General features: G+C 34.6%; 19 protein-coding genes and 1 pseudogene. 18 read left to right on the forward strand and 2 right to left on the reverse strand.

Features of this window, described 5'->3' with window-relative positions; all coding sequences use genetic code 11:
• The first annotated feature begins 2 nt into the window (after positions 1–2).
• Together HCJ30_RS04230 and HCJ30_RS04235 are read left to right on the forward strand one after the other, a co-directional pair.
• Positions 3–2,327: a bifunctional glycosyltransferase/CDP-glycerol:glycerophosphate glycerophosphotransferase gene (locus HCJ30_RS04230; RefSeq protein WP_185391100.1), complete on the forward strand. Its 2,325-nt coding sequence runs from the start codon at positions 3–5 to the stop codon at positions 2,325–2,327.
• Positions 2,324–3,334 carry a hypothetical protein gene (locus HCJ30_RS04235; protein WP_185391101.1) on the forward strand — a complete coding sequence of 337 codons (1,011 nt, stop codon included), beginning with the start codon at positions 2,324–2,326 and terminating at the stop codon, positions 3,332–3,334. Before HCJ30_RS04230 ends, HCJ30_RS04235 begins: the two co-directional genes overlap by 4 nt.
• Positions 3,335–3,379: 45 nt before the next feature.
• Here the strand turns inward: HCJ30_RS04235 and galU are convergent, their stop codons facing one another.
• A complete protein-coding gene (gene galU / locus HCJ30_RS04240) occupies positions 3,380–4,264 on the reverse strand; it encodes a UTP--glucose-1-phosphate uridylyltransferase GalU (RefSeq protein ID WP_185391102.1) in 885 nt (294 codons plus the stop codon).
• Between the two features lie 225 nt (positions 4,265–4,489).
• Between galU and HCJ30_RS04245 the strand changes: the two genes are divergently transcribed.
• The 16 genes and pseudogenes from HCJ30_RS04245 (at position 4,490) to HCJ30_RS04325 (ending at position 19,821) form a co-directional block, all read left to right on the forward strand.
• On the forward strand, positions 4,490–5,203 hold the full coding sequence (locus HCJ30_RS04245) for an IspD/TarI family cytidylyltransferase (protein ID WP_185391103.1): 714 nt from the start codon (positions 4,490–4,492) through the stop codon (positions 5,201–5,203).
• Positions 5,196–6,221 carry a ribitol-5-phosphate dehydrogenase gene (locus tag HCJ30_RS04250; RefSeq protein ID WP_185391104.1) on the forward strand — a complete coding sequence of 342 codons (1,026 nt, stop codon included), beginning with the start codon at positions 5,196–5,198 and terminating at the stop codon, positions 6,219–6,221. The genes HCJ30_RS04245 and HCJ30_RS04250 overlap by 8 nt, the downstream gene beginning before the upstream one ends.
• 143 nt (positions 6,222–6,364) lie before the next feature.
• Entirely contained in the window at positions 6,365–7,744 is a 1,380-nt protein-coding gene (locus tag HCJ30_RS04255; RefSeq protein ID WP_185391105.1) for a glycosyltransferase family 2 protein, read from the forward strand.
• Positions 7,744–8,898, forward strand: a complete 1,155-nt coding sequence (locus HCJ30_RS04260) for a CDP-glycerol glycerophosphotransferase family protein (protein WP_185391106.1) — start codon at positions 7,744–7,746, stop codon at positions 8,896–8,898. The genes HCJ30_RS04255 and HCJ30_RS04260 overlap by 1 nt, the downstream gene beginning before the upstream one ends.
• A gap of 12 nt (positions 8,899–8,910) precedes the next feature.
• Entirely contained in the window at positions 8,911–10,062 is a 1,152-nt protein-coding gene (locus HCJ30_RS04265; RefSeq protein WP_185391586.1) for a CDP-glycerol glycerophosphotransferase family protein, read from the forward strand.
• A gap of 64 nt (positions 10,063–10,126) precedes the next feature.
• A complete protein-coding gene (gene tagD / locus HCJ30_RS04270; RefSeq protein WP_008947464.1) occupies positions 10,127–10,510 on the forward strand; it encodes a glycerol-3-phosphate cytidylyltransferase in 384 nt (127 codons plus the stop codon).
• A 117-nt stretch (positions 10,511–10,627) separates the two neighbouring features.
• Positions 10,628–12,118: a nicotinate phosphoribosyltransferase gene (locus HCJ30_RS04275; RefSeq protein ID WP_185391107.1), complete on the forward strand. Its 1,491-nt coding sequence runs from the start codon at positions 10,628–10,630 to the stop codon at positions 12,116–12,118.
• 11 nt (positions 12,119–12,129) lie between these two features.
• Positions 12,130–12,954, forward strand: coding sequence for an NAD(+) synthase (nadE, locus tag HCJ30_RS04280; protein WP_185391108.1), 825 nt, complete (start codon positions 12,130–12,132; stop codon positions 12,952–12,954).
• Between the two features lie 12 nt (positions 12,955–12,966).
• Complete coding sequence (locus HCJ30_RS04285) at positions 12,967–13,275, forward strand: putative quinol monooxygenase (protein ID WP_185391109.1); 309 nt, start codon at positions 12,967–12,969, stop codon at positions 13,273–13,275.
• A gap of 60 nt (positions 13,276–13,335) precedes the next feature.
• Positions 13,336–13,740 (forward strand): PTS sugar transporter subunit IIB, encoded by a 405-nt coding sequence (locus HCJ30_RS04290; RefSeq protein ID WP_185391110.1) that lies wholly within the window; start codon positions 13,336–13,338, stop codon positions 13,738–13,740.
• Between the two features lie 128 nt (positions 13,741–13,868).
• Entirely contained in the window at positions 13,869–15,425 is a 1,557-nt protein-coding gene (gene guaA / locus HCJ30_RS04295; protein WP_185391111.1) for a glutamine-hydrolyzing GMP synthase, read from the forward strand.
• 868 nt (positions 15,426–16,293) lie between these two features.
• A complete protein-coding gene (locus HCJ30_RS04305; RefSeq protein WP_185391112.1) occupies positions 16,294–17,253 on the forward strand; it encodes a hypothetical protein in 960 nt (319 codons plus the stop codon).
• A gap of 19 nt (positions 17,254–17,272) precedes the next feature.
• A pseudogene (locus HCJ30_RS04310) lies at positions 17,273–17,539 on the forward strand (GMP synthase (glutamine-hydrolyzing)); the annotation flags it as partial.
• A gap of 290 nt (positions 17,540–17,829) precedes the next feature.
• Positions 17,830–18,186, forward strand: a complete 357-nt coding sequence (locus HCJ30_RS04315; RefSeq protein ID WP_003724648.1) for a VOC family protein — start codon at positions 17,830–17,832, stop codon at positions 18,184–18,186.
• Positions 18,187–18,626: 440 nt separating this feature from the next.
• Entirely contained in the window at positions 18,627–19,400 is a 774-nt protein-coding gene (locus HCJ30_RS04320; protein WP_185391113.1) for a helix-turn-helix domain-containing protein, read from the forward strand.
• A gap of 64 nt (positions 19,401–19,464) precedes the next feature.
• Positions 19,465–19,821: a VOC family protein gene (locus HCJ30_RS04325; protein ID WP_185391114.1), complete on the forward strand. Its 357-nt coding sequence runs from the start codon at positions 19,465–19,467 to the stop codon at positions 19,819–19,821.
• A 763-nt stretch (positions 19,822–20,584) separates the two neighbouring features.
• On the opposite strand, the gene HCJ30_RS04330 is transcribed toward HCJ30_RS04325, so the two are convergent.
• Complete coding sequence (locus tag HCJ30_RS04330; protein ID WP_070264567.1) at positions 20,585–23,353, reverse strand: hypothetical protein; 2,769 nt, start codon at positions 23,351–23,353, stop codon at positions 20,585–20,587.
• Positions 23,354–23,833: the final 480 nt, after the last annotated feature.

Consider the following 23,833-nt stretch of genomic DNA (forward strand, 5'->3'; position numbering starts at 1 on the left):
AAATGAACATTGATTCAAATAATAACATCGAGAAGAATCGAGAAGCTGGGATTAGTATTATTATTCCACTCTATAATGTGGAAGAAGTAATTCTGGAAACTCTCGAAAGCATTCATGAGCAAACATTTGACATGTACGAAGTTTTATTAATTGACGATGGTTCGACTGATAAAACGATAGAGCTGGTAACGGAATATATAGCGGATAAACCGAAATTTAAGTTGCATACACAACCAAATGGTGGACCAGCTTCGGCGAGAAATCATGGCTTACGACTGGCAAATAGAATGTATATTTGTTTTGTGGATAGTGATGATATTATTCCAAACTACGCATTGCAACTTATGTATGATGGGGCAATTTCCACTGGTTCAAAATTAATTACTGGTGCAACGAAACGATTTAATTCCGAGGATGAATGGTTTATTCCGATGCATATTCAATATAATATTGCGAAACCAGGACTAAAAACATTACTGAAAAATCCGGAATTGTTTTATTCGATTGGTCCTTGTGCGAAGTTATACCATCATTCCTTAATAGATGGTGTGTTTTTCCCCGAGAATATTCGGTATGGTGAAGATCAGCCATTTGTTTTACATGCTTTATTACAAGCAGAAAATATTTATACGGTGGAGAAAGTGGTTTATTACTACCGTTTACGTGACGGAGAATCGCAATCTTTAACGCAGTCTGTCAATAAAGACCCAATTCGCATTTTAAAATCTGTTTTTCAAATTTTTGACTATGGGGAAGCAGAGTTACTGAAAAATAATACCGAATATGAAGTAGCGTTAAAATATTATCAACGCGTATCAAGCATCGAGTTATGGGGTGCTTTGAGAGCGGCTATCGAAAGCAAGAAAAGCGAAAATCAAAAAATTGCATTTACCATGATGTTAGATTGGTTGAAAACAAAATCGGACGACTTCCTAAATATCATCCCTTCGTTTAGATATTTCTTATTGTTCAGTAGTATTGAGCGTGTTCGTTACATTACGAAAGATAACAAAGAAAACTATCGCCAACTGATTACCTATTTATGGGAAAGACAAGGCGAAGAGGCTAAAATTGCATTTAGAAAAACATATCCTGTCCATATGAAAGCTGCTTTACAAATTATGGAAAATAATAACTGGAGTGATGCACGTAAAATCTCCTTTAAGTTTATTATTCGCCGTCAATTTAAAGCACCTATTTTAATTCGTAAAATAAGTAGAGGAATCATTTTTAGAATTGCTACTTGGATGCCGCGTAAAAAGGATCAAGTGATTTTAGCGACAGAACGCAGTACGAGTTTAGAAGGTAATTTATTAGCTATTTATGATTACATGTTTTATAACAATATGCCGCAAAAAGTATATGTGTTTTTAAAGAAAAATCGTAATTGGTTTGAAATGTTCCAATTGTACTATGCTTTAGGGCGAACTAAAACGATTGTGCTGGACGATTATTACAACAAAATTTACGGTTTGAAGTTTAATAAAAAGACGCATGTTATTCAGTCATGGCATGCAACAGGCGCTTTCAAAAAGTTTGGTTTTAGTGCGATGGAAGGTACTGACGCTAATACCGAAGAGTTTGAAACACGTGCCCATTCGCCGTATACAGATGTACTTGTTAGTTCAGAAGGCATTGTTCCTGAATATATGGAAGCCTTTAGAAAACAAGCTAATCAAATTAAACCAATTGGTGTGCCGAGAACCGATGTGTTTTTTGATCAAGAATATGTGGACTATACGAAAGAAAAATATATGAAAATGTATCCGCAACTACGTGATAAAAAAGTGTTGCTTTATGCGCCAACTTTCCGTGGTGGTCCGAATGAACGTTTTAATTATAGCGTTGTACTCGATATTGCTGCTTTGAAAAAAGAGCTTGGTGATACGCATATTCTTATTTTGAAATTCCATCCTGTTATTAAAAACGTGTCATTTAACGTGGATGAAGATGATCCATTTATTTTAGACTTAACATTGAATAATGATATTAATGATCTGATGTTATTCAGTGATGCGCTTATTACCGACTATTCTTCCGTCATTTTTGAGTTTAGTTTGATGAATAAACCAATTTATTTCTTTGCTTATGATATCGATGATTATTTGGATGAACGTGGCTTTTATTTCGATTATAAAGCAACTATTCCGGGTGAAGTGTTTAAGGATACGCCGTCACTGATTAGTTCCATCAAAACTGGAAAATATAATTATGATGAACTGGAAGTCTTTAAAAAGAAATTTGTCGGAAGCTTAGACGGCAATTCAACGAAACGTTTTGTAGAGACGTATATTGGAAAAGCGGATGAGGAAGTGAACGATTTATGAGCATAGTAGTAGAACAACTCGTTATAAAGAATACTGGCGAAAGATGGGGAAGTCCTTATCTTTTGGAGCAAATCAAAGATAATCTTGCTACTACAAAAGCCGATTTTGTGATTGTCTGTTCGGAAAGTGAACAAACGATTCTTTCGCAAATACAAGACTACCTTGCTCGTTTTTCTGCTAATATGTCCGGTGCAGATATTCACTTATTTAATCAAAATCCTATTTTTGTCCAGCACCTACGCAAATTACCGAATGAAGATAGTTATGAAATGACAGATACACTTCAATTTTTAGAGGAGGCTATTCCGAGTCCAACGAGCACTTATTTGGAACGGGACCCTCATGTGTTATTAGAAGAAGTAGGGCAATATATTTTATATAATGTTACTTTTTTGAAGGCATACTTTGAAAAAGCGGAAGCAGGGCAGCACTTAATCGACGTCTTTCATCAAGCTAATATGGTTTGGAAACATAGCGTTTTGGAAGAAACACCGAAAAATGAAGCGAAAATAAAAATTCCGGATGATTATTTAATAAGCGATATGGTGGATTGTTGGTCCTATTACAGAAACTTAGAAAATAATTACACAACGTTAAGTTTAGCTTTACTTGATTTTGATAAGAATTTATTTAATTATTTGATTCGGACAAAATTAGGACCGATTTTCCAAAGAAAATTATTGGCGGGAGATTTAACAAAAGCAACAGATGCGCTAGAAGCATTGACTGCCTTTCTCGAAGCAAACAATAAGCGACTTGTGAGTGAACTTGTTTCGCTAGGCTACTTTTATATACAAGTTCCGGTAAAAGAGTATCCAATTTGGAGCAGTAACAAACCGTTTGGAACAGCTTATTTAAAATTCTTAAAAGTACTTTTTGAGAAAATGCATTATCAAACGAAACAATATAATTTAGCTTTTTATAGACGTACTACCAATGCGGTGTATAAAGCGGTTGGTTTGAATTCGTTAAATCCGATTGCGAAATGTCATAAACTGTATTTTTAAATGAGTTCAAAAAAAGAAACGACAACACGTTGTCGTTTCTTTTTTTTATTTATCGTTTTCGTGAATTTGTTTGTGTAAATCATCAATTAGTTTTTTTACATCATCTTTAATTTCAGGGTGTTTTAAAGCGAATTGCATGGTTGTTTGAATAAAGCCGAATTTATCACCGACATCAAAGCGTTCGCCTTCGAAGTCGTAAGCAAATACTCGTTGTACTTCATTTAAACTATTGATGGCATCTGTTAATTGGATTTCGCCGCCAGCACCTGGTTCTTGCGTTTCTAAGAAGTCGAAAATTTGTGGTGTTAATAAGTAGCGTCCAAGAATTGCCAGGTCAGATGGAGCTTTGTCTGGATCTGGTTTTTCGACAAATCCTTTTACATTGTATAAATTTTTGTCGTACTCGTTAATTGGATCGATGATACCGTAGCGATATGTTTCCGCGTGAGGGACTGTTTGTACGCCGATAACAGAGCTATGTGTTTTTTCGTATTGATTCATTAATTGTTTCGAACAAGGTGTTTTGGATTCTACAATGTCATCACCTAACATAACAATAAATGGCTCATTTCCAACGAAACCTTTTGCTTGAAGGATGGCGTCACCAAGTCCTTTTGGTTTTGCTTGACGAATAAAGTGCAAATTAATGTTGGTTGTTTGTTCTACTAAATGTAACAATTCAAGTTTATTTTTTTCCCGTAGATTGTTTTCAAGTTCAGGCACGGAATCAAAGTGGTCTTCGATAGCGCGTTTTCCTTTACCTGTTACAATTAAGATGTCTTCTATACCTGATGCCACTGCTTCTTCCACTATGTATTGAATAGTTGGCTTATCCACGATTGGTAAAATTTCTTTAGGCATTGCTTTTGTAGCTGGTAAAAAACGAGTTCCTAGACCAGCAGCTGGAATTACAGCTTTTTTTACTCTCATATTTAATAATCTCCTTCTAATCTAAAATATATATAGACCCACTTAATTATACGCTATCCGGCTTTGGGTTTACAAGTTTTTAACGGTAATGTGCATAAAATAGCAAGTTTTTACAAAGGGTCTAATTAAAATACATAATCGCGCAGATCGAAGCTAGTTTGTTATACAAGTTTTATGTTATAATGTAACATGTCAATATAAAAAACAGTTAAAGGAGATTAGAGGATGATATACGCTCAAATTTTAGCTGGAGGAAAAGGTACGCGAATGGGTAACGTTAGCATGCCAAAACAATTTCTACCTCTAAATGGTAAACCAATTATTGTTCATACCGTTGAAAAATTTATTCTAAATACTCGATTTGATAAAATTCTTATTTCCTCACCGAAAGAATGGATGAACCATGCTGAGGATAATATTAAAAAGTATATTTCTGATGATCGTATTGTTGTTATCGAAGGCGGAGAAGACCGCAATGAAACAATTATGAATGGGATTCGTTTCGTGGAAAAAACATATGGCTTAACAGATGAAGATATTATCGTAACGCATGATGCTGTTCGCCCATTTTTAACACATCGAATTCTTGAAGAAAATATAGATGCTGCACTGGAAACTGGAGCTGTAGACACTGTTATTGAAGCACTTGATACAATCGTTGAATCAAGCAATCATCAAGTGATTACAGATATTCCTGTGAGAGACCACATGTACCAAGGTCAAACACCACAAAGTTTCAATATGAAAAAAGTATATAATCATTACCAAAATCTAACAACCGAGAAAAAACAAATTCTAACAGATGCATGTAAAATTTGTTTGCTTGCTGGCGACGATGTGAAATTGGTTAAAGGTGAAATTTTCAACATCAAAATTACGACACCTTACGATTTAAAAGTAGCTAATGCGATTATTCAGGAGCGGATAGCCAATGATTAATCAAGTATATAGACTTGTGTCAGAGAGACAGTTTGAAGTTGCCAATGTGGACGAATCACTAACTGGTGATGTGGTTGTTGTTAGACCCACTCATTTATCTATTTGTGCGGCAGATCAACGTTACTATACAGGTTCTAGAGGGAAAGAAATGCTATCTAAAAAACTTCCAATGGCGCTTATTCATGAAGGCGTTGGTGAAGTTGTTTATGATGCCACGAAAGAATTTAAACCGGGAACAAAAGTAGTAATGATTCCTAATACGCCTTTTGAAGAAGATCCGGTCGTTGCGGAAAACTATTTACGTTCCAGCAAATTCCGTTCAAGTGGTTATGACGGTTTAATGCAGGACTATGTTTTTATGCGCAGAGATCGTGTTGTAGCATTGCCGGATGATATCAATATGAAAGTAGCTGCTTTCTCAGAATTGATTTCCGTTGCGGTCCACGCTATTTTACGTTTTGAAGGGAAAAGTAATGCTAATCGGGAATCGTTTGGTGTATGGGGCGATGGAAACTTAGGCTTTATCACGTCATTACTATTAAAAAATTGGTACCCAGATAGCAAAGTTTACATTTTTGGGAAAACACCTTATAAATTAGACTTCTTTTCTTTCGTTGATGGCGCTTATGCGATTGATGATGTACCGGCTGATTTAGTCATTGATCAAGCCTTTGAATGTGCTGGAGGAATGGGTAGTCAGTATGCGGTAAGCCAAATTATCGATGTCATTAAACCAGAAGGAACGATTTCCTTACTAGGTGTTTCCGAGTATCCAATTGAATTTAATTCACGTATGGTACTAGAAAAAGGACTTACTGTTTACGGAAGTAGCCGTAGCGGTCGCGTTGATTTTGAGAAAACGGTCGAGTTTTTATCAACAAATAAACGCGGCGTCGAATATTTACAAAATCTTGTTGGGGAAGTTCATACAGTTCACTCCATTCAAGACGTAATCGAAGCATTTGAAGCAGATTTACGCAGTCCATGGGGCAAAAGCGTTATGGAGTGGAAGATATAATAAAACATTGGGGAGTTCAGGCTATAAGCTGATGAATTTGTTTGCTAAAGGACATTTAGGAAGCAAGGAATCGAAGTGAGTTATTCGATTATCATTTGCGGGTATCCTTAACTTCCCAGCTTTTATATGGAGAGGGAAAAAGAATGAAATTTGCGATTATAATGCCTTTTTATAATGCGGAGAAAAGGTTAGCATTATCCATAGATAGTATAGTGAAGCAGTCTTACAGCTTTTTGAAGCATGTGGAAGTACTGCTTATTAATGATGGAAGTTCGGATGGAAGTGGCGCTATCGCAAATCGTTACGCTGCAAAATTTCCGAACAATATTCGCGTGTTGACCGTTCCAAATGGTGGTCCGGCAAAAGCACGCAATATTGGTATACATAATGTAAGCGAAGATACAGATTTTGTTGGCTTTTTAGACGCGGATGATATTATGTCTAGCAATATGTTAGCGAGTATTGTTGCCTTTTCAAAGGAGTCTGATGTTAACATGCTTGTGCCAGCTTTTTATTACTTAGATGATTTTGGTAAAAAACAAAAAATTTCAGCTCATAAATTAAATTACCGTTTTGCAAATGGAAATCGAGTTGCTGATATCGAAAATGAGCCACAAGCAATTCATTTTTATATTGGCGGTACTTTTTTGCGTTATGATCGTTTGAAAGAATTTGCTTTTGATGAGTCGCTTTATTTTGCGGAAGATCAGTTGTTAATTACGCAGTTTTTACTGAAAAATCGCCGGTATGGTTTAATTGCGGATGCGGGTTATTATTATTATCGTGATTTGCAGCAAAAAGGTTCATTAGTAAGTTCGTCTTGGAAAAAGCCGGAAAGGTATACGCCATTTTTGCAAAAGGTCTATCAAAGCTATTTAACCGACTCGAAAGAAACGTTTGGTAGTGTGATTCCTTACGTTCAGTATTTGATTGCGTATCATGCAAAATTGTTTTTCTATAAAGAAAATAGTTATTTCCGGGAAGTGTTGAGTGAAACAGAGCAAGAGACCTTTGTGCGGGAATTGCAAAAGATATTGCAGGAAGTTGGGGCTAGTACGATTATGGAGTTAGATACGCCACTCGTAGTCAAAGAAATGATGTGCTCAATTTTACGAAATGGCTGGCCGCTGCATTTTGAAGCTGTTGACGAGCAGAGAACGCCACTTGTTACTGTGAAAGAAAATTATCGTATTGGAAAAGCTGTGACAATTGAATTATTAGTGGAGGAAGCGCGAACGAATGCTAGCAAATGGGTTGCGAGAACGGCTTTCAAAGATGTCCCAGCTCGGTTAGTTAAACGAAAAGTGGATCAAACTATTTGGGATATTGTTGTTAGAGAACAAGGTACGATAGAAAAAGCGGTATTTAAATTAAAACCTTATCAAACGAAAGCGCGTCTTTTTTATCAAGCTGAGGAACAGGAAACGCCTATCGCGGACATAAATATCGTAAGTAGCATTTTAGGGAAATTAAAACGCAATCGAGCGTTAAAGCGAAAGTTTAAACAGGGGGGAGTATCCTGATGAAATTAGTGCAAAAAGTATATTATTTACTATTTAGGTTAGTGGGATTTTTACCACGAAGAAAAGAATTGGTGATGTTTGAAAGCTTTTCAGGTAAGCAATATAGTTGTAATCCGCGGGCTATTTTTGAATATATGGAGGAACATAATCCAGAGTATGAACTTTTGTGGAGTGTTAATCCAAAATATGTCGCTTTATTTGAAGCATACGGGGTTCCTTACGTGAAGCGCTTTTCTGTTAGTTGGTTGTTTAAAATGGGGCTGGCAAAGTACTGGATTTCCAATAGTCGCCTTCCTTTAGAACTACCAAAACCGAAAAAAACGATTTATGTCCAAACATGGCATGGCACCCCTTTGAAAAAATTAGGTGTGGATATTGATGAAGTACATATGCCGGGGCAAACGACAGAACAATACAAAGCTGATTTTGTGAAAGAGGCGCAGAAATGGGATTATTTAGTTTCGCCTAATGCTTATTCTAGCGCTATTTTTAGACGGGCGTTTGGCTTTACGGGAGAGATGATTGAGTCGGGCTATCCGCGGAATGATATTTTGTTTAGTGAAGATAAAGAATTGAAAATCGCGAATATCAAAAAAGAATTAGCTATTTCGGAAGAAAAGAAAGTCATCTTATATGCGCCAACGTGGCGTGATAATGCTTTTTACGAAACTGGGAAATACAAATTTGACTTAAAAATCGATATCGCAAAAATGCAAGAAAAGTTTGGCGATGAAATTGTATTACTTGTGCGCATGCATTATTTAGTTGCGGAACATTTTGATTTCACGAAGTATGGTGATTTTGTTCGCGATGCTTCAAATCATGAAGATATTCGCGATTTATATTTAGTTAGTGATTTGTTGATTACCGATTATTCTTCTGTATTTTTTGATTATGCGAATTTACAGCGTCCTATGTTGTTTTATACGTATGATTTGGCAGAATATCGCGATACGTTACGAGGCTTTTACTTTGATTTTGAACAAAATGCTCCTGGTCCGCTTGTGGAAACGAATGAAGAATTAATGAGTGAACTGGAGAAAATGCTTGAAAATCCACCTAAAATAGAAGACCGCTTTTTGGAGCAGTTTTGTACTTGGGAAGATGGCCATGCAGCAGAGGAAACAGTGAAAATTGTTTTTGCTGAAAAATAGGTGGTGGGAATGTTGAAAAAACTAGCGATTTATATTTACATGCTTGCTGTGAAAGTAACTGGTTGTTTAGCGAGGATTTTTCCAGTTAAGTCAAAAGTTGTTTTTCTAGTAAGTTTTGCTGAAAATCCCACTGCTATTTTGAAACAAATGAAAGAGATGCAAGTGACGCCAAACACAGTTGTTTTCTATGATCCACGGGTGGATGTGACGGATTGGTCATTTGACTTTATTCAGTTGAAACCGAAAAATATCGGGCATTTTTTCTCGTTGATGTTTCATATGAACACGGCGAAAGTAGTCATTACCGATAACTATTTTGTGGAATTAGCAGGGCTAAAAGAGCGGGAAAATGTGACATGTGTCCAAATTTGGCATGCAAATGGGGCTTTGAAAAAATTCGGCTGGGAAGATAAAGCTGCGCAAAAAAGAAGTGCCGCCGATAAGAAGCGATTCCAAGCTGTATACCAACGTTTTTCGAAAGTGCTTGTTGGGTCCGACGAAATGGCCACGATTTTCCAAAAGTCTTTTTTGCTTGATGATTCGCACATGCTGAAATTAGGCGTTCCAAGGACTGATAATTTTTTCAACCAACAACAATTGAAGAAAAACGCGGATTGGACGCATGAAAAATTAAAGCTTTCTGATAAAAAGAAATTATTATATGCGCCAACTTTTCGCGATGGGGAGTTGCACAGTACTCGTTTACATTTAGATATTGCGAAAATGAAGCAAGTACTCGGAAATGAATATCAATTAATTTTAAAATTACATCCGTCTATGAGTAATGATTTAGCAAAGGTAGACGATGATTTTGTTGTCTATGCCGATAAAGAAACGCCGATTGAGACGATACTGCCGGTGGTGGATATTTTAATTACCGATTATTCGTCGATTCCATTTGAGTTTGCTTTACTGGAAAAACCGATCATCTTTTTCACGTATGATTTGGAAGAATATGATGAAGCTAGAGGGCTGTCAGATGGCTTTTTAGCAACGATTCCTGGGCCATTCGTTCATACAACAGAGGAACTAATACAAGTAATAGAGCAAGAAGCATTTGATTTAGAAATGGTTCGTGCTTTTGCGGCGAGATGGAATAAATATTCAGACGGACATTCTAGCGAGCGCTTTGTTTCCTTTTTAAAAGAACAGCTGAAAAAGTAGGCTCTTAACAAGTAGAGAAATTTTTGTTTTCTTGATATACTACTAAAGAAAGTAGGTGGGCTTGATGAAAAAAGTAATTACATATGGCACATTTGATTTAATTCACTGGGGGCATATTCGTTTATTAGAGCGAGCAAAAGCTTTGGGTGATTACCTTATTGTAGCCATTTCAACAGATGAATTTAATCGAATCAAACACAAAGAAGCATACCATAACTTTGAACATCGCAAGTTAATTTTAGAGGCGATCAAATATGTCGATGAAGTGATTCCAGAAAGTAACTGGGAGCAAAAATTAGAAGACGTTAAAAATCGCGATATTGACATTTTTGTGATGGGTGATGATTGGGAAGGCGAATTTGACTTTTTAAAACCTTATTGTGAAGTGGTTTATTTACCGCGTACAGATGGTATTTCCACTTCCAAGATAAAAGACGATTTAAAATAGTAATAGCACAAAACAGGCGGGCCGATAATGTTCAATTATTAGGTGGTGGGCTTGTTTTGTGCTATTATTATGTATAAATGATAACGCAAAGAACTAGTTATGTTAGGAGCAGAAGAAATGACAAATTTATTTCAAGATGATAGTCTAACGCTGCATACAGACTTATACCAATTAAATATGATGAAAGCGTATTTTGACGATGGACTGCATGAGCGTAGATCGGTGTTTGAAGTGTTTTTCCGGGATATGCCATTTGATTCAGGTTTTGTTGTGTTTGCTGGCCTGGAACGAATTATTCATTATATGCAAAATTTACGTTTTACAGAAACAGATATTACTTATTTACACGACGAACTTGGCTTTGATGGGCCTTTTCTGGAATATTTACGTAACTTTAAATTTAAAGGAAATATACTTGCGGCAAAAGAGGGCGAATTCGTTTTTAAAACGGAGCCAATCCTTCAAGTAGAAGCAAGTCTTGCAGAAGCACAATTAATCGAAACAGTTTTGCTTAATATTGTGAATTTCCAAACGCTAATCGCGACAAAAGCGGCGCGAATTCGTTCGGTGATTGACGACGAAACATTTGCGGAATTTGGTACAAGACGCGCGCAAGAAATGGATGCGGCTATTTGGGGGACACGAGCAGCTTATATTGGTGGTTGTGATTCGACGAGTAACGTTCGCGCCGGGAAGATTTTTGGCATTCCTGTGTCTGGTACGATGGCGCATGCGATGGTTCAAGCTTACCGCGACGAACTCGAAGCATTCAGAAGTTATGCAAAAACGCATTTTGATTCGATTTTCTTAGTAGATACATACGATACGCTAAAATCTGGCGTGCCAAATGCGATCAAAGTGGCCAAAGAAATGGGCGACAAAATCAACTTTATCGGTATCCGTTTAGATAGTGGGGATATGGCCTTCCTATCCAAAAAAGCGCGCCAAATGCTAGATGAAGCTGGTTTTCCAGAAGCGAAAATCTTTGCTTCAAGCGACCTAGATGAACATACTATTTTATCGTTAAAAGCGCAAAAAGCAAAAATCGATTCTTGGGGTGTGGGCACAAAACTAATCACCGCTTACGACCAACCAGCACTAGGGGCCGTTTACAAAATGGCTGCGATTGCTGATGAAAATGATATTTTACAAGATTCGATTAAACTTTCAAGTAATACCGAAAAAGTGTCGACTCCGGGTAAAAAGAAAGTTTACCGGATCATTACAAATGAAGATGGCTTGAAAGCAGAAGGCGATTATATTGCTTTAGCGGACGAATCACTCGAAAATGTCGATAAACTAACGATGTTCCACCCAGTCCATACGTATATTATGAAAACAGTCGAGAATTTCACCGCGCGTGAGCTACTTGTACCAATTTTCCAAAATGGGGAACTTGTGTATGATATGCCGTCATTAGATGAAATTAAGGCTTATAAAGAAGAAAACTTGGCGCTACTTTGGGACGAATATAAACGAACAGTTCGCCCGGAGCAATACCCAGTTGATTTAAGTGTAAAATGTTGGAAAAACAAGATGCGCAATATCGAAAAAGTGCGTAAAAGTGTTCAGCTTCATTCACCAGTTGAGCTAGATATGCCGTTTTAGGAGGAATTATAATGGAAATCAGAGACAAAATTTTAGCAGATATGCAAGTAGCAGAAACGATTGATGCACACGAAGAAATCCGAAAAAGTGTCGAGTTTTTAAAAGCATATTTAAAAAAGAATACGTTCTTAAAAAGCTTTGTTCTTGGGATTTCTGGGGGACAAGATTCGACTTTAACCGGAAAACTAGCACAGATGGCGATAAGTGAAATGCGAGCAGAAACGGGCGACGATGAGTACCAATTTTTCGCGGTGAGCTTGCCATACGGAACACAATTAGATGAATCGGATCGCCAAGATGCACTGAACTTTATGGCGCCAGATAACCGTTTAACCGTGAATATTAAAGCTTCGGTGGACGCGAGTGTTGCGGCGTTAAAAGATGCAGGGATTGAACTATCTGATTTCGCCAAAGGGAACGAAAAAGCGCGCGAACGGATGAAAGTGCAATATGCGATTGCGGCAATGCATAAAGGTGTCGTTGTTGGGACAGACCACTCGGCAGAAGCTATTACAGGCTTTTATACGAAATACGGCGATGGGGGAACGGATATTAATCCACTGTTCCGATTGAATAAAAGACAAGGCAAGGCGCTTCTCAAAGAACTTGGCTGCCCAGAGCATCTATATTTGAAGAAACCAACTGCGGATTTAGAAGATAATAAACCGGCACTTCCTGATGAGGTCGCGCTTGGTGTGACGTATGACCAAATTGACGATTACTTGGAAGGCAAAGAAGTTCCGGCAGATGCAGCGGCAAAAATCGAGAACTGGTTTATTAAAACCGAGCATAAACGCCATATGGCAATTACTATATTTGATGATTTCTGGAAATAGGAGGTTGTTTACATGAAAGTTGGTTACGGGTTATTAACAGCATTTCATACACATCCAGGAGAGCGAGATCAGTTAGTACAGATTTTGCTTGAAGCAGCAGAAAGTTTGGACGAATATAATACGTGCATCCAGTACATCGTCAGCGAATCCGAAAACGAAGCAGACACAGTGTTTGTTTCGGAAATTTGGGTCGACAAAGGACACCACGAAGCATCTCTAGATAACCCAGCTGTAAAAGAAACGATTGCACGTGCGAAACCTTTGATAAAAGAAGTAAGACGAATACAAGAATTAGACATACTCGGTGGAAAAGGCGTATAGCTTTAACAACAAGAATGATTCTGGGACTTTCCTGGGGTCATTTTTTTGGAGGGATGACAAATGCAAACGTTGATGATTGTTTGTGCTGGCGGCGCGACTTCCAGTTTAATGGCGCAAAATGTCGTGAAAAGTGCTACGTCAGAAGGGATGGACGCGATTTTATTATTCCCGGATGATGTGAAATATAAGGATAGTTTTCATGAAAAATACAGCGAGCGGGATTTGGTTGTCGTCATGGGACCAGTCGGCGCGATTACAGCTGGGAAATTCCGCGATTACAAGGAGCAAGTTGACGCAGTTTTAGTAGCCCCGCAAGTGAAATATATGTATAAAACAGTAGAAGAAGTGCTGGGTGAACTGAATATTCCTTGCGCCAATATTGATTCCCTTGATTTCGGTCGGATGCGCGGCGACAAGATTCTCACGCAAGGTCTAGCCTTGATGAACGCGAAAAATTCCAAATAAGGTGTTGCAACTTTAGAGGGGAAACGTTAAAATGAAAGAAGATGAAAAGGACAAGTGATTTGTCCTTTTCTTATATTATTGTGAAGTAACCGCAATTTTGCGGTTTCATTTTATAGATAAGGGTGGTTTTGTTTAAAATTATGAAAGACTTTACCGAGCAAGAGAAAATTATCGTTCTAGATTTTGGTAGTCAGTACAATCAACTAATTACGCGCCGCATTCGTGAATTTGGTGTGTATAGTGAATTACATCCGCATACTATTACAGTTGAAGAAATGAAAGCACTAAATCCAACGGGGATTATTTTTTCAGGAGGACCTAACAGTGTGTATGACGAAGATGCCTTCCGCGCAGACGAAAGAATCTTTGACATGGGAATTCCGATTTTAGGAATTTGTTACGGTATGCAATTAATGACAACGCACTTCGGTGGCAAAGTAGAACGTGCGAAAGACCGCGAATACGGGAAAGCGGACATTCACGTCGAAAAACCAAGTCGTTTATTTGCTGGACTACCAACCGATCAAGTAGTTTGGATGAGTCATGGCGATTTAGTCGTTGAGGAGCCAGCTGGTTTTGAAGTAACGGCTACAAGTAAATCTTGCCCAATTGCAGGTATTGCGGACGAAGAGCGTTCCCTTTACGGCGTGCAATTCCACCCAGAAGTACGTCACTCCGTTTACGGCAATGAATTACTGAAGAATTTTGCATTAAATGTTTGTGGCTGTAAAGGCGACTGGACAATGGAAAACTTTAGTGAAGTAGAAATCGCGAAAATCCAAGAAATCGTAGGCGACAAAAAAGTCTTACTTGCCCTTTCTGGCGGCGTAGATTCCTCTGTTGTTGGTGTGTTAATTCATAAAGCAATTGGCGACCAATTAACATGTATTTTCGTAGACCACGGCCTTCTTCGTAAAGGGGAAGCTGACCAAGTCATGGCGACATTACAAGGCGAGTTCAACATGAACATCATCAAAGTAGATGCGAAAAAACGCTTCATGGACAAACTTGCTGGCGTTTCCGACCCAGAACAAAAACGTAAAATCATCGGTAACGAATTCATTTACGTATTCGACGATGAAGCCAACAAACTAGACGGCGTAGAATTCCTAGCACAAGGAACACTTTACACAGACATCATCGAAAGTGGTACAGCAACTGCCCAAACAATCAAGTCGCACCACAATGTAGGCGGTCTACCAGAAGATATGCAATTTAAACTAATCGAACCTTTAAATACACTGTTCAAAGATGAAGTTCGCGCACTAGGAACAGAACTTGGCATGCCTGACGCAATCGTTTGGCGCCAACCATTCCCGGGCCCAGGCTTAGGAATCCGCGTTCTTGGCGAAATTACGGAAGAGAAATTAGAGATTGTTCGTGATTCTGATTACATTTTGCGTGAAGAAATTAAAAACGCTGGCTTAGAACGTGAAATCTGGCAATACTTTACTGCTCTTCCAAATATCCGTAGCGTTGGTGTTATGGGTGATGGTAGAACATATGACCATACTGTGGTTGTTCGTGCGGTGACGAGTATTGATGGTATGACAGCGGATTGGGCACGTATTCCGTGGGATGTACTGGAGAAAATTTCGGTGCGGATTGTGAATGAAGTGGATCATGTGAATCGTGTTGTTTATGATATTACGAGTAAACCACCAGCTACGGTTGAGTGGGAGTAAAGGAGTTACATCGTTTGGCATTTTATAAAATGAGTAAAAACCGTTAAAATTGAGAAAGTTGTCGCCTAAAATTCCGCCAAGAATTTTAGGACACAAATAGAGAGAGATCACAAAAAAGTGATGTCTCTTTTTTTATGCCCGAAATCCCGAAAAGATGGAACGCTCTTCAGGTTTTCAGTATGCACTGAAATAAAGGTTTTGCTGGGAATTCCAGGTTGATCTTATGCTGAGACAAGAAGTTGTTTTTTCATGATTAAACTTTGCAACAGAACCATAATTTAGCTGACTTAACTAGTGTATCGAAGAAATATTTAAAAGAAGCTACAAAAAAATTAGAGGTAAAGGATTTTAAGAACAAGCAACCATCAATAAATTTGAAAAAGCACTAAAAGAATTAGAGAGTGCAAATGTTGCATTAAAAGATTTATCTATAAAAATTGAAAAAAAGATTTCTAAGAGTAGCAATGAAAGTAATATTGAAATTCTTGAATCATTGGATACAGAAGATAAAAAACTAGAAAAAGTAAAATAAGCTCAAATTTTGAAAGACGATAATAAAGAGCAACATGATTAAGAATAAGATGCTATAATTACCTTGCAAGAAAAATAAAAATTAAAGGAAAAAATATATACACAAGCGCTAGGACATATTGAAACAGAATAATGATTGAAAGATAGAATATAAGATATCAATCATTATTCTGTTTCAATAAAGTTAATAAAAATAATTTATGAGGCTGTAAAAATTAGATACGGCTTTGTGAGAATATAAATTTAGTAGAGTAGTTCATAGTTATAGATATCATGATGATAAATTTCAAAATAGAAAAATTAATTTTTCACACTAAAATAAGGAGTTCGTTTTAAAATGGATGGAATATACAAAGAGTTTATAAGAGAGGATAGTTGTAATTCATTAACTTTTGCTGATGGATTACAAGTTTCTGAAAATGAATATATGATAGTAGAACAGTGGTTTCTTGATTATTTAATTAGGCATGAAAAATCTGAGCCTATGGATTTGAATTATGAAAATGAAATGAGAGAACAACATACTGAGATTCTTCCTTTTATTGGTGAAAACGCTAAAAAATATATGATTGGTAAATTGCTTGTGTACTATAATATTTCATCTGGGGGATATTTAAGACCCTCATATATTGCTCGATTAACAACCCTTTTACGGAATTTGCTTTCAGATTATATCAAAATAGAAGGAACTCAATTCACACCTATAGAATTTGTGCTGTTGACTCAATATGCAAAAAAAATATCTGAAGTATCTCCTAAGGGTGATATACTGGAAAATCTGTTGAAAATAGAAAAATTAAGTAGAATTTGTGCTACTTCTAATAAGGAACAACGAAATCAGATATTATTAAATTTACTTTCTATTATTAAAAAAAAGAGTTTTCATCATGATATACAATGTTATAAAAAAATTTTGACTCTTATTAGACAAGAAGATGAAGTTCTCATCTCATATTTGAAAAGATTTAAAGTAAATAATAATCAAGGATGTTATTTAGGAATCAACACTGTTATGAAAGCATATATATCACAAGATATGTGGACTGATTTTACAATTAAAAAAAAGCTGATATCACTATTAGATTCAGCAAAAGGAAAGTGCCCTAAAGAAAGTTGGATTAAGAAATTACATGATATCCATGCTAATAAACATTCAGATGAAATACTTTTATTATGTAATGAATTATTCGATTTTGAGAAGATAACTAATTACGTATTTCAAAATGGTCATTATTGGAGTGATGATGTGTTGAAGCGATTTATAAAGGGAGGGCATTGGATTGTTGCTTCTGTATAAAATAAATAAAATCTAAAAATCCGGCTTAGAACGCGAAATCTGGCAATACTTTACTGCACTTCCAAATATCCGTAGCGTTGGTGTTATGGGTGATGGTAGAACGTATGACCATACTGTGGTTGTTCGTGCGGTGACGAGTATTGATGGTATGACAGCGGATTGGGCACGTATTCCGTGGGATGTACTGGAGAAAATTTCGGTGCGGATTGTGAATGAAGTGGATCATGTGAATCGTGTTGTTTATGATATTACGAGTAAACCACCAGCTACGGTTGAGTGGGAGTAAAAAGCTAACATAATAAGAATAGGAATATCAATAAATCAACGTTTTTCAACTTATGAAATGCTTGATTTTCATTAAAAATGATATGGTTTCCTGCCACAAATCCCTGTCAAGATGATGCTTGACGGGGATTTATTTTTTTGAGCTAAATTATTTAATAATCCATAAAGCCTGCCAATATTAGCTATTTGGGAAAACTTTAACCTCCTGTTTAAAGAACACAATCTAGAACAATATTGTTTAAATATGAAATGTTAAAATAATTGTAGGCTAATAAAAAGGAGGAAAAAGTTATGACTTTAAATGCAAAGAGTATCACTATAGGGCTGCCAGTAAGTGATTTGGAGAAATCTGCAAGCTGGTATGAAAAACTGCTTATGAGTGATGAAAAACTAGTACCGGTTGAAGGGGTTATTGAATATCAAATTGGTTCGGTTTGGATCCAGCTTTTTGAAGAAAAAATCAATGCTTCTAAGAACGTTTTGTGTTTAGAGGCAGAAAATCTAGAAGTAGAATTTGAACGTTTAAAAACACTTGGGATAATAACTAACGAGGTGATAGAAGAGCTATCAGGTATCCTTCGATATTTTGACTTCACTGATCCAGATGGTAATAAGTTATCATTCTATTGGTTATACGAACAAGAATAGATTTAAACAGCATTATATGATGAGCGTAACGCTAAAACGACGGACAACAGATTCGTCGTTTTTTGATGCTTAAGTGGAGTAAAATATAAGTTAGAGATTATTTTTCGATTAGGTGTACTCTTTTATTTTTGTCTTCGTTTTATAGATTTTAATATTTTTTTTAATCTTGTATTATTAATGATAGTTATCTATAGCGTTATAGAGTGGGAACAAAAAGCCAATATAATAAGTATGGAAATACCAATAAATCAACGTTTTTCAACTTATGAAATGCTTGGTTCTCATTAAAAATGATATATTTCCCTACCACAAATCCCTGTCAAGATGATGCTTGAAAGGGATTTGTTTTTTGTGGGCTTACATTTTAATACTAAATTGTAATATAATTTATTTATTAATATGATTTTTAGAAAATACTGTTCTAAAAAGGAGGGGGAACGATGAAAACGAAGATGCCTGAAATGCTTTCTTTCATTTCAGAAGAAGCTGTTAGTAGAAAAATGACAAGTGAGGAAATTGCTGCTCACTTTGGTTATGATAAACATCACTTTAGTCGAAAATTTAAAGAAATTAATGGATTCAGTGTGGTTGAATTTCTTTCTAGTTTAAAAGTGGAAAAGGCGATTATTGAACTTGATGAAGAAATACGCATACTCGACTTACAAGAACATTCAGGTTTTGAAAGTAGTGGTAGTTTCACAAATACGTTTAAAAAATATACAGGTAGTTCTCCTAGAAAATACAAAACCGAAATGAATGATATTTTTTATGATATGAAACGTTTTGAAAATGATCATAAGGATAAGTCGATAGCGCATTTTCAAGAAAAGAATGATTCTTTTTGCAATGTAACTATTGATGTACCTGATGAATTTGAGAAGGGTATCATATTTATTGGGCTTTTCCGTACTCTTATACCGAATCATATGCCTATATCCGGATTAGCTACTAAAAATTTAATAGGAAATCAATTGAAAAATATTCCAAGCGGAGACTATTATTTATTAGCTTGTGCGATAAGCCAGTCTAATAACATTCTATCTTATTTTAATTTAAGTAATAGTTTGAGAGGGAAAGAAGATGAAAAGCTATCTTTTCCTAAATGTTCTGGCAAGCATTACGAGATTAAGCTGAGAGAACCAATACCAGAAGATCCACCAATATTAGCTAATGTGGGAAAAATTTTAATCTCCTGTTTGAAGAACACAATCTAGAACAATATTGTTTAACTATGAAATGTTAAAATAATTGTAGGCTAATGAAAAGGAGAGATAAGATATGGCTTTAAATGCAAAGAGTATCACTATAGGACTACCAGTAAGTGATTTGGAGAAATCTGCTAGTTGGTATGAAAAACTATTTATGAGTGATGAAAAATTAACACCAGTTGAAGGCGTTGTTGAATATCAAATTGGTTCAGTTTGGATTCAACTTTTTGAAGAAAAAATAAATGTTTCAGAAAACGTTTTACGCATAGGGGTAGAAGATTTAGATGTGGAATTTGAACGTTTAAAAACACTTGGAGTAATAACTGACGAGGTGATAGAAGATGCACCAGGTATCATTCGATATTTTGTCTTCTCTGATCCTGATGGTAATAAGTTGTCATTCTATTGGTTGTATGACCATGAATAGATTTGAACAGGATTATAGGATGAACGATAACACTAAAACGACGGATGAATGATTCGTCGTTTTTTGATGCTTAAGTGGAGTAAAAGATAACATTGGCATGATTCTCTCTATTGTCGCAAAGGTATATTTTTATTGAATTTAAAAGCACAAAAAATTCTATTATAAATTATTTCCTGAGTAGGCGTACTTTTAATATGATAAATTATTTGCAAAAAATAATGTAAACTTAAAATATGAAAGTTTCAAAGAAGAAGGTGAACTTTTTATTGAAACTAAGATTCCAGAGTTAAGTAATCCAGGATACGATTTATTCATGCAATGTTAATTTACAAATCAAAAAAAAAAGACCGTTTCTATTCGGTCTTCTTATAACTACATTGAATATCAAAGTAAATACTTTCTTAAGCCTGAATGTGGTTAAAACTTCATTACACTATTATTGCATTTTTTTATATTTTTATCTTCATTTTAAAGGTTTTAATAGTTCTTAAGTATTTTGTATTATCAACAATATTCATCCATATCTTGTACGTAAGTCATGGAGTGGGAATAGTAAAAATTGAATCCATAATGTTAATTTGACACATTCTATTAAGTTAGAAAATATTATATATAACTTGACATATAACTATTTGTAATAGACATGTATAATTAACTTTGAATAAATTTAGTATTATATCTAATTCAATTGCTAATATAAAAAATTCTACAATTGTATTAAATAAATTATGGAATTTATTTAACATATTTAATGGTAAATTTTTCATTTTTTTGTTAAAGCAATTTCTCTAATCACATAATTAGAATCTACTAAACTTTTTTCTAAAATATACTTTGCAGTTTTTGTATCGACTTTCTCAATCTCACCTAATCCATGAACTAATTGACTTTTTACATATGAATCATCTTCATTAATAATTCTTATAAATCTGTTGGTTATTGTTTCTACATATTCTTCCACATTTAAGAGTTTTATCAATAAATGAATAGAATGCCAACGAAGATCTAGCGAAGTAGAATTAATCCATATTAATGAAAATTGAAAGAATAACCCTAATACACTTTGAGAAGTTTCTAACTTATCATCTTTATCTAAATAACTTTTGATTAATTTACAAGATTCTATTTGCGAAGCCTCATCATTAAATGTAGATAACTCATTCAAAATTGAAACACTTACATCCTTTTGAAACAACTCTAAAAGTAAGTAGTGCGCAAATACTAACATTTGTTTTTGTACATGAGAAAGCATTGTTTCATATGCATCTATATCTCCCCCCATGTTAATCAATTCTTCCACAATCTGACTATTTCTGTTAATAATATATTTATCAATTCTACACAAAATATATAATAATTTGTACGCTTCAATTTTATCAGTAATCATTTGTTTAGAATTAAGTATTGTATTTGCAGTTTCTCTAAATATGGCGTCTATCAACTCTTTGGAAATGGTGGTACTATCATTTCCAAAGACATTTCTGACTGCGAGAAAAGAAGAATCAGCATATTTTGTGTAACTGCCATTTTCTCCTTGAGTTAAATTTCTATATTTTATTATTTCTAAATGTTTTTCTAAAAACAGAGTACTACTAGGCATATTTTTGTTGGTTTCAATTGAATACTCTAATTCATAAAACTCCGGCCACTTTTCTTGAATTTTACTATTTAATTTTTGATTTTCTTTGTTATTAAATAACTTACCTAGTTGGCAGCATAAACATTTAATATGATTTTCACTGATTGAGCTCGATTTATCCTTAAATAAATTTATGATAAATTCATTTAATTTTATTATTAATTTGTAGTCTACTTTACTATAATTCACAGACTGACATAAAAATTCAATTGCGCTATCATGATACCTCAAACTTTTACTTTTCAAAATAGAGAGGCAAAATTCTGTTAGATAATTTTGATCCAGTCTATCTTTTATACGTTTTAACGTATAGAAAATATAACTTTCCAAATTCACAATACTATCTTCAGATTTCTTCCAACCATTTAATATGACTTCTAAATTATCCCATACATAAGAAAAATCGTCATCGCTCAAATAATATCCTACTTCTGATATAGCAAGTAATTGAGCAACTAATTTATGATTAGTCAATATATGATTGTCTGTGTAATCATATATTTCCTTAGCCTCCTCTGGAGTAAGTTTTTCCAAATGAGCGGAAAAAGTTCTAGCCATTCTACGAACTTTCTTTTTATCTAATGACATAATTGTATTTTTAAAATTTAGCTTAAACATTATCCATTCATTATTTCGCACAAAACACTCATAACTCAATTTTTGAACTATAGAGTAAATACGGGTTAAATGAGTCATTGATCCAAAAATCATTGCTTCAAAAAAGATATCAGCTATTGAATTTGTATAGAGAGACCTATCTCCTAGAAAAGTTTTTGATGAGTATGCTTCAATATCTGACTTTTGCCTATCTTGTTCAAGTCTCTCCAATAAATTTTTTTCATATCTATCTATATTGGGATAAAATAAACTATTATTCATCTTGTCCAACTCAATTTGCCCAAAATTCTGATTTGTAAACTCATTCCTATTTTCATGATATAAGTTAATCTGATTACGTAAATCAATTAATATATCTTGAATAAACCAGTCTTCTAATTTATTGGATAATGAGTTTTTATAAGCTAATTTCAATATTTCTATACTCTCAAAAAGATTATTATTATAATACTCATTAATTGCTTTCCATCTCAGCTCTATTACCTTAAAGTAAGCTTGAGGTAATATATTTTGTAACATTTTTAAATACTCCGATATTTTGAAAGTATTAAAATTACTTCCGTTAAACATAATTGGAAGTAGTGTTGAACAATAATAATCTATATCAAGATCTGAAGCCATTTCTTTTGTTTTTTCATTTCTAAAAAACATACTAATAAAGTATTCTCTGCATCTTATTTTACTAATTTTTTTACTACCTATTGATAAAATATATGGGATATTAATCTTTTCAGATTCAATTTGTATATCGTTTGCATCGTTAGTCTCCTCCATCAATAAATTATTGCTTGGAATAATAGCATTTCCAAATCCATATGATCTATATACTGATAAAATATCATCAATCAAGTCCGTAGTACTTCTCTGAATAAAATCTTCAAAAGAATGAATAGTTTTATTTTTAGGAGCATTAGCATGAAGTAGTCTCGTTTGAAGGGATGTTTTTTCTTTTGAATTTTGATCACAAAAATAATAAAGTGAAGGAATGTTGTTTTTTAGGACTTCGTCAACTTCATTTTGCACTCCTTGAGGTATGCCATCTTCGTTATCAATCAAAAAAATACAAACATCTGCACTTTTGAGACGCTGAATATAATGATTATAAGCACTCATTGAGGAAGTGCCAGCTTCTTCAAATAAATATATTTGAAAAAGACCTGTCAATTCTAACATCTCTTTAATTGCTTTTCTAGCTAAATTATATTTTATAGAAGCTTGATCATCACCAGTTTTAGAGCTAATAAAAACTTTTAATTTATCTTCAATTTGAATCATCTATAACCCTCCAATTTTATCTATCTCAAGCTTATTATAACTAGTATTAACAAAAAACACACTCTATAAAATATAAAAAGAGTATTTTTTATAGTGCTAAATAAGATACTTACTATTTTCATCTGTTCTTTATTATTTATTTGTATAATCAATTTTTTCGTTTACTAGTTGAGCTAGTAAACGAATAGTCTTTTTGCATTATAAAAACAAGAACTTAAAATTGAAAATATTTCTAAAGATTTTCAACTTTTTTTACCTTTGAGCAAGGAAAATAGTTTAGGAGCTTCTTTATCCTCCGAAATTTGATAGAGCTGGTTTTAGATTAGAAATATTTTGGAATCGAAATTTATGCTATAGAGGTAGACGCAATGTGAGTTTTTTATAATAAGGCTTCTATCAACTATAGTAAAATCCAATGCCATTCTGTGTTATATTGATCCAGGAGGTCGCGAATATCAATAGTAAACAGGAGATAGTACC

Source organism: Listeria cossartiae subsp. cossartiae (assembly GCF_014224155.1).
In the GTDB taxonomy this organism is placed as follows: domain Bacteria; phylum Bacillota; class Bacilli; order Lactobacillales; family Listeriaceae; genus Listeria; species Listeria cossartiae.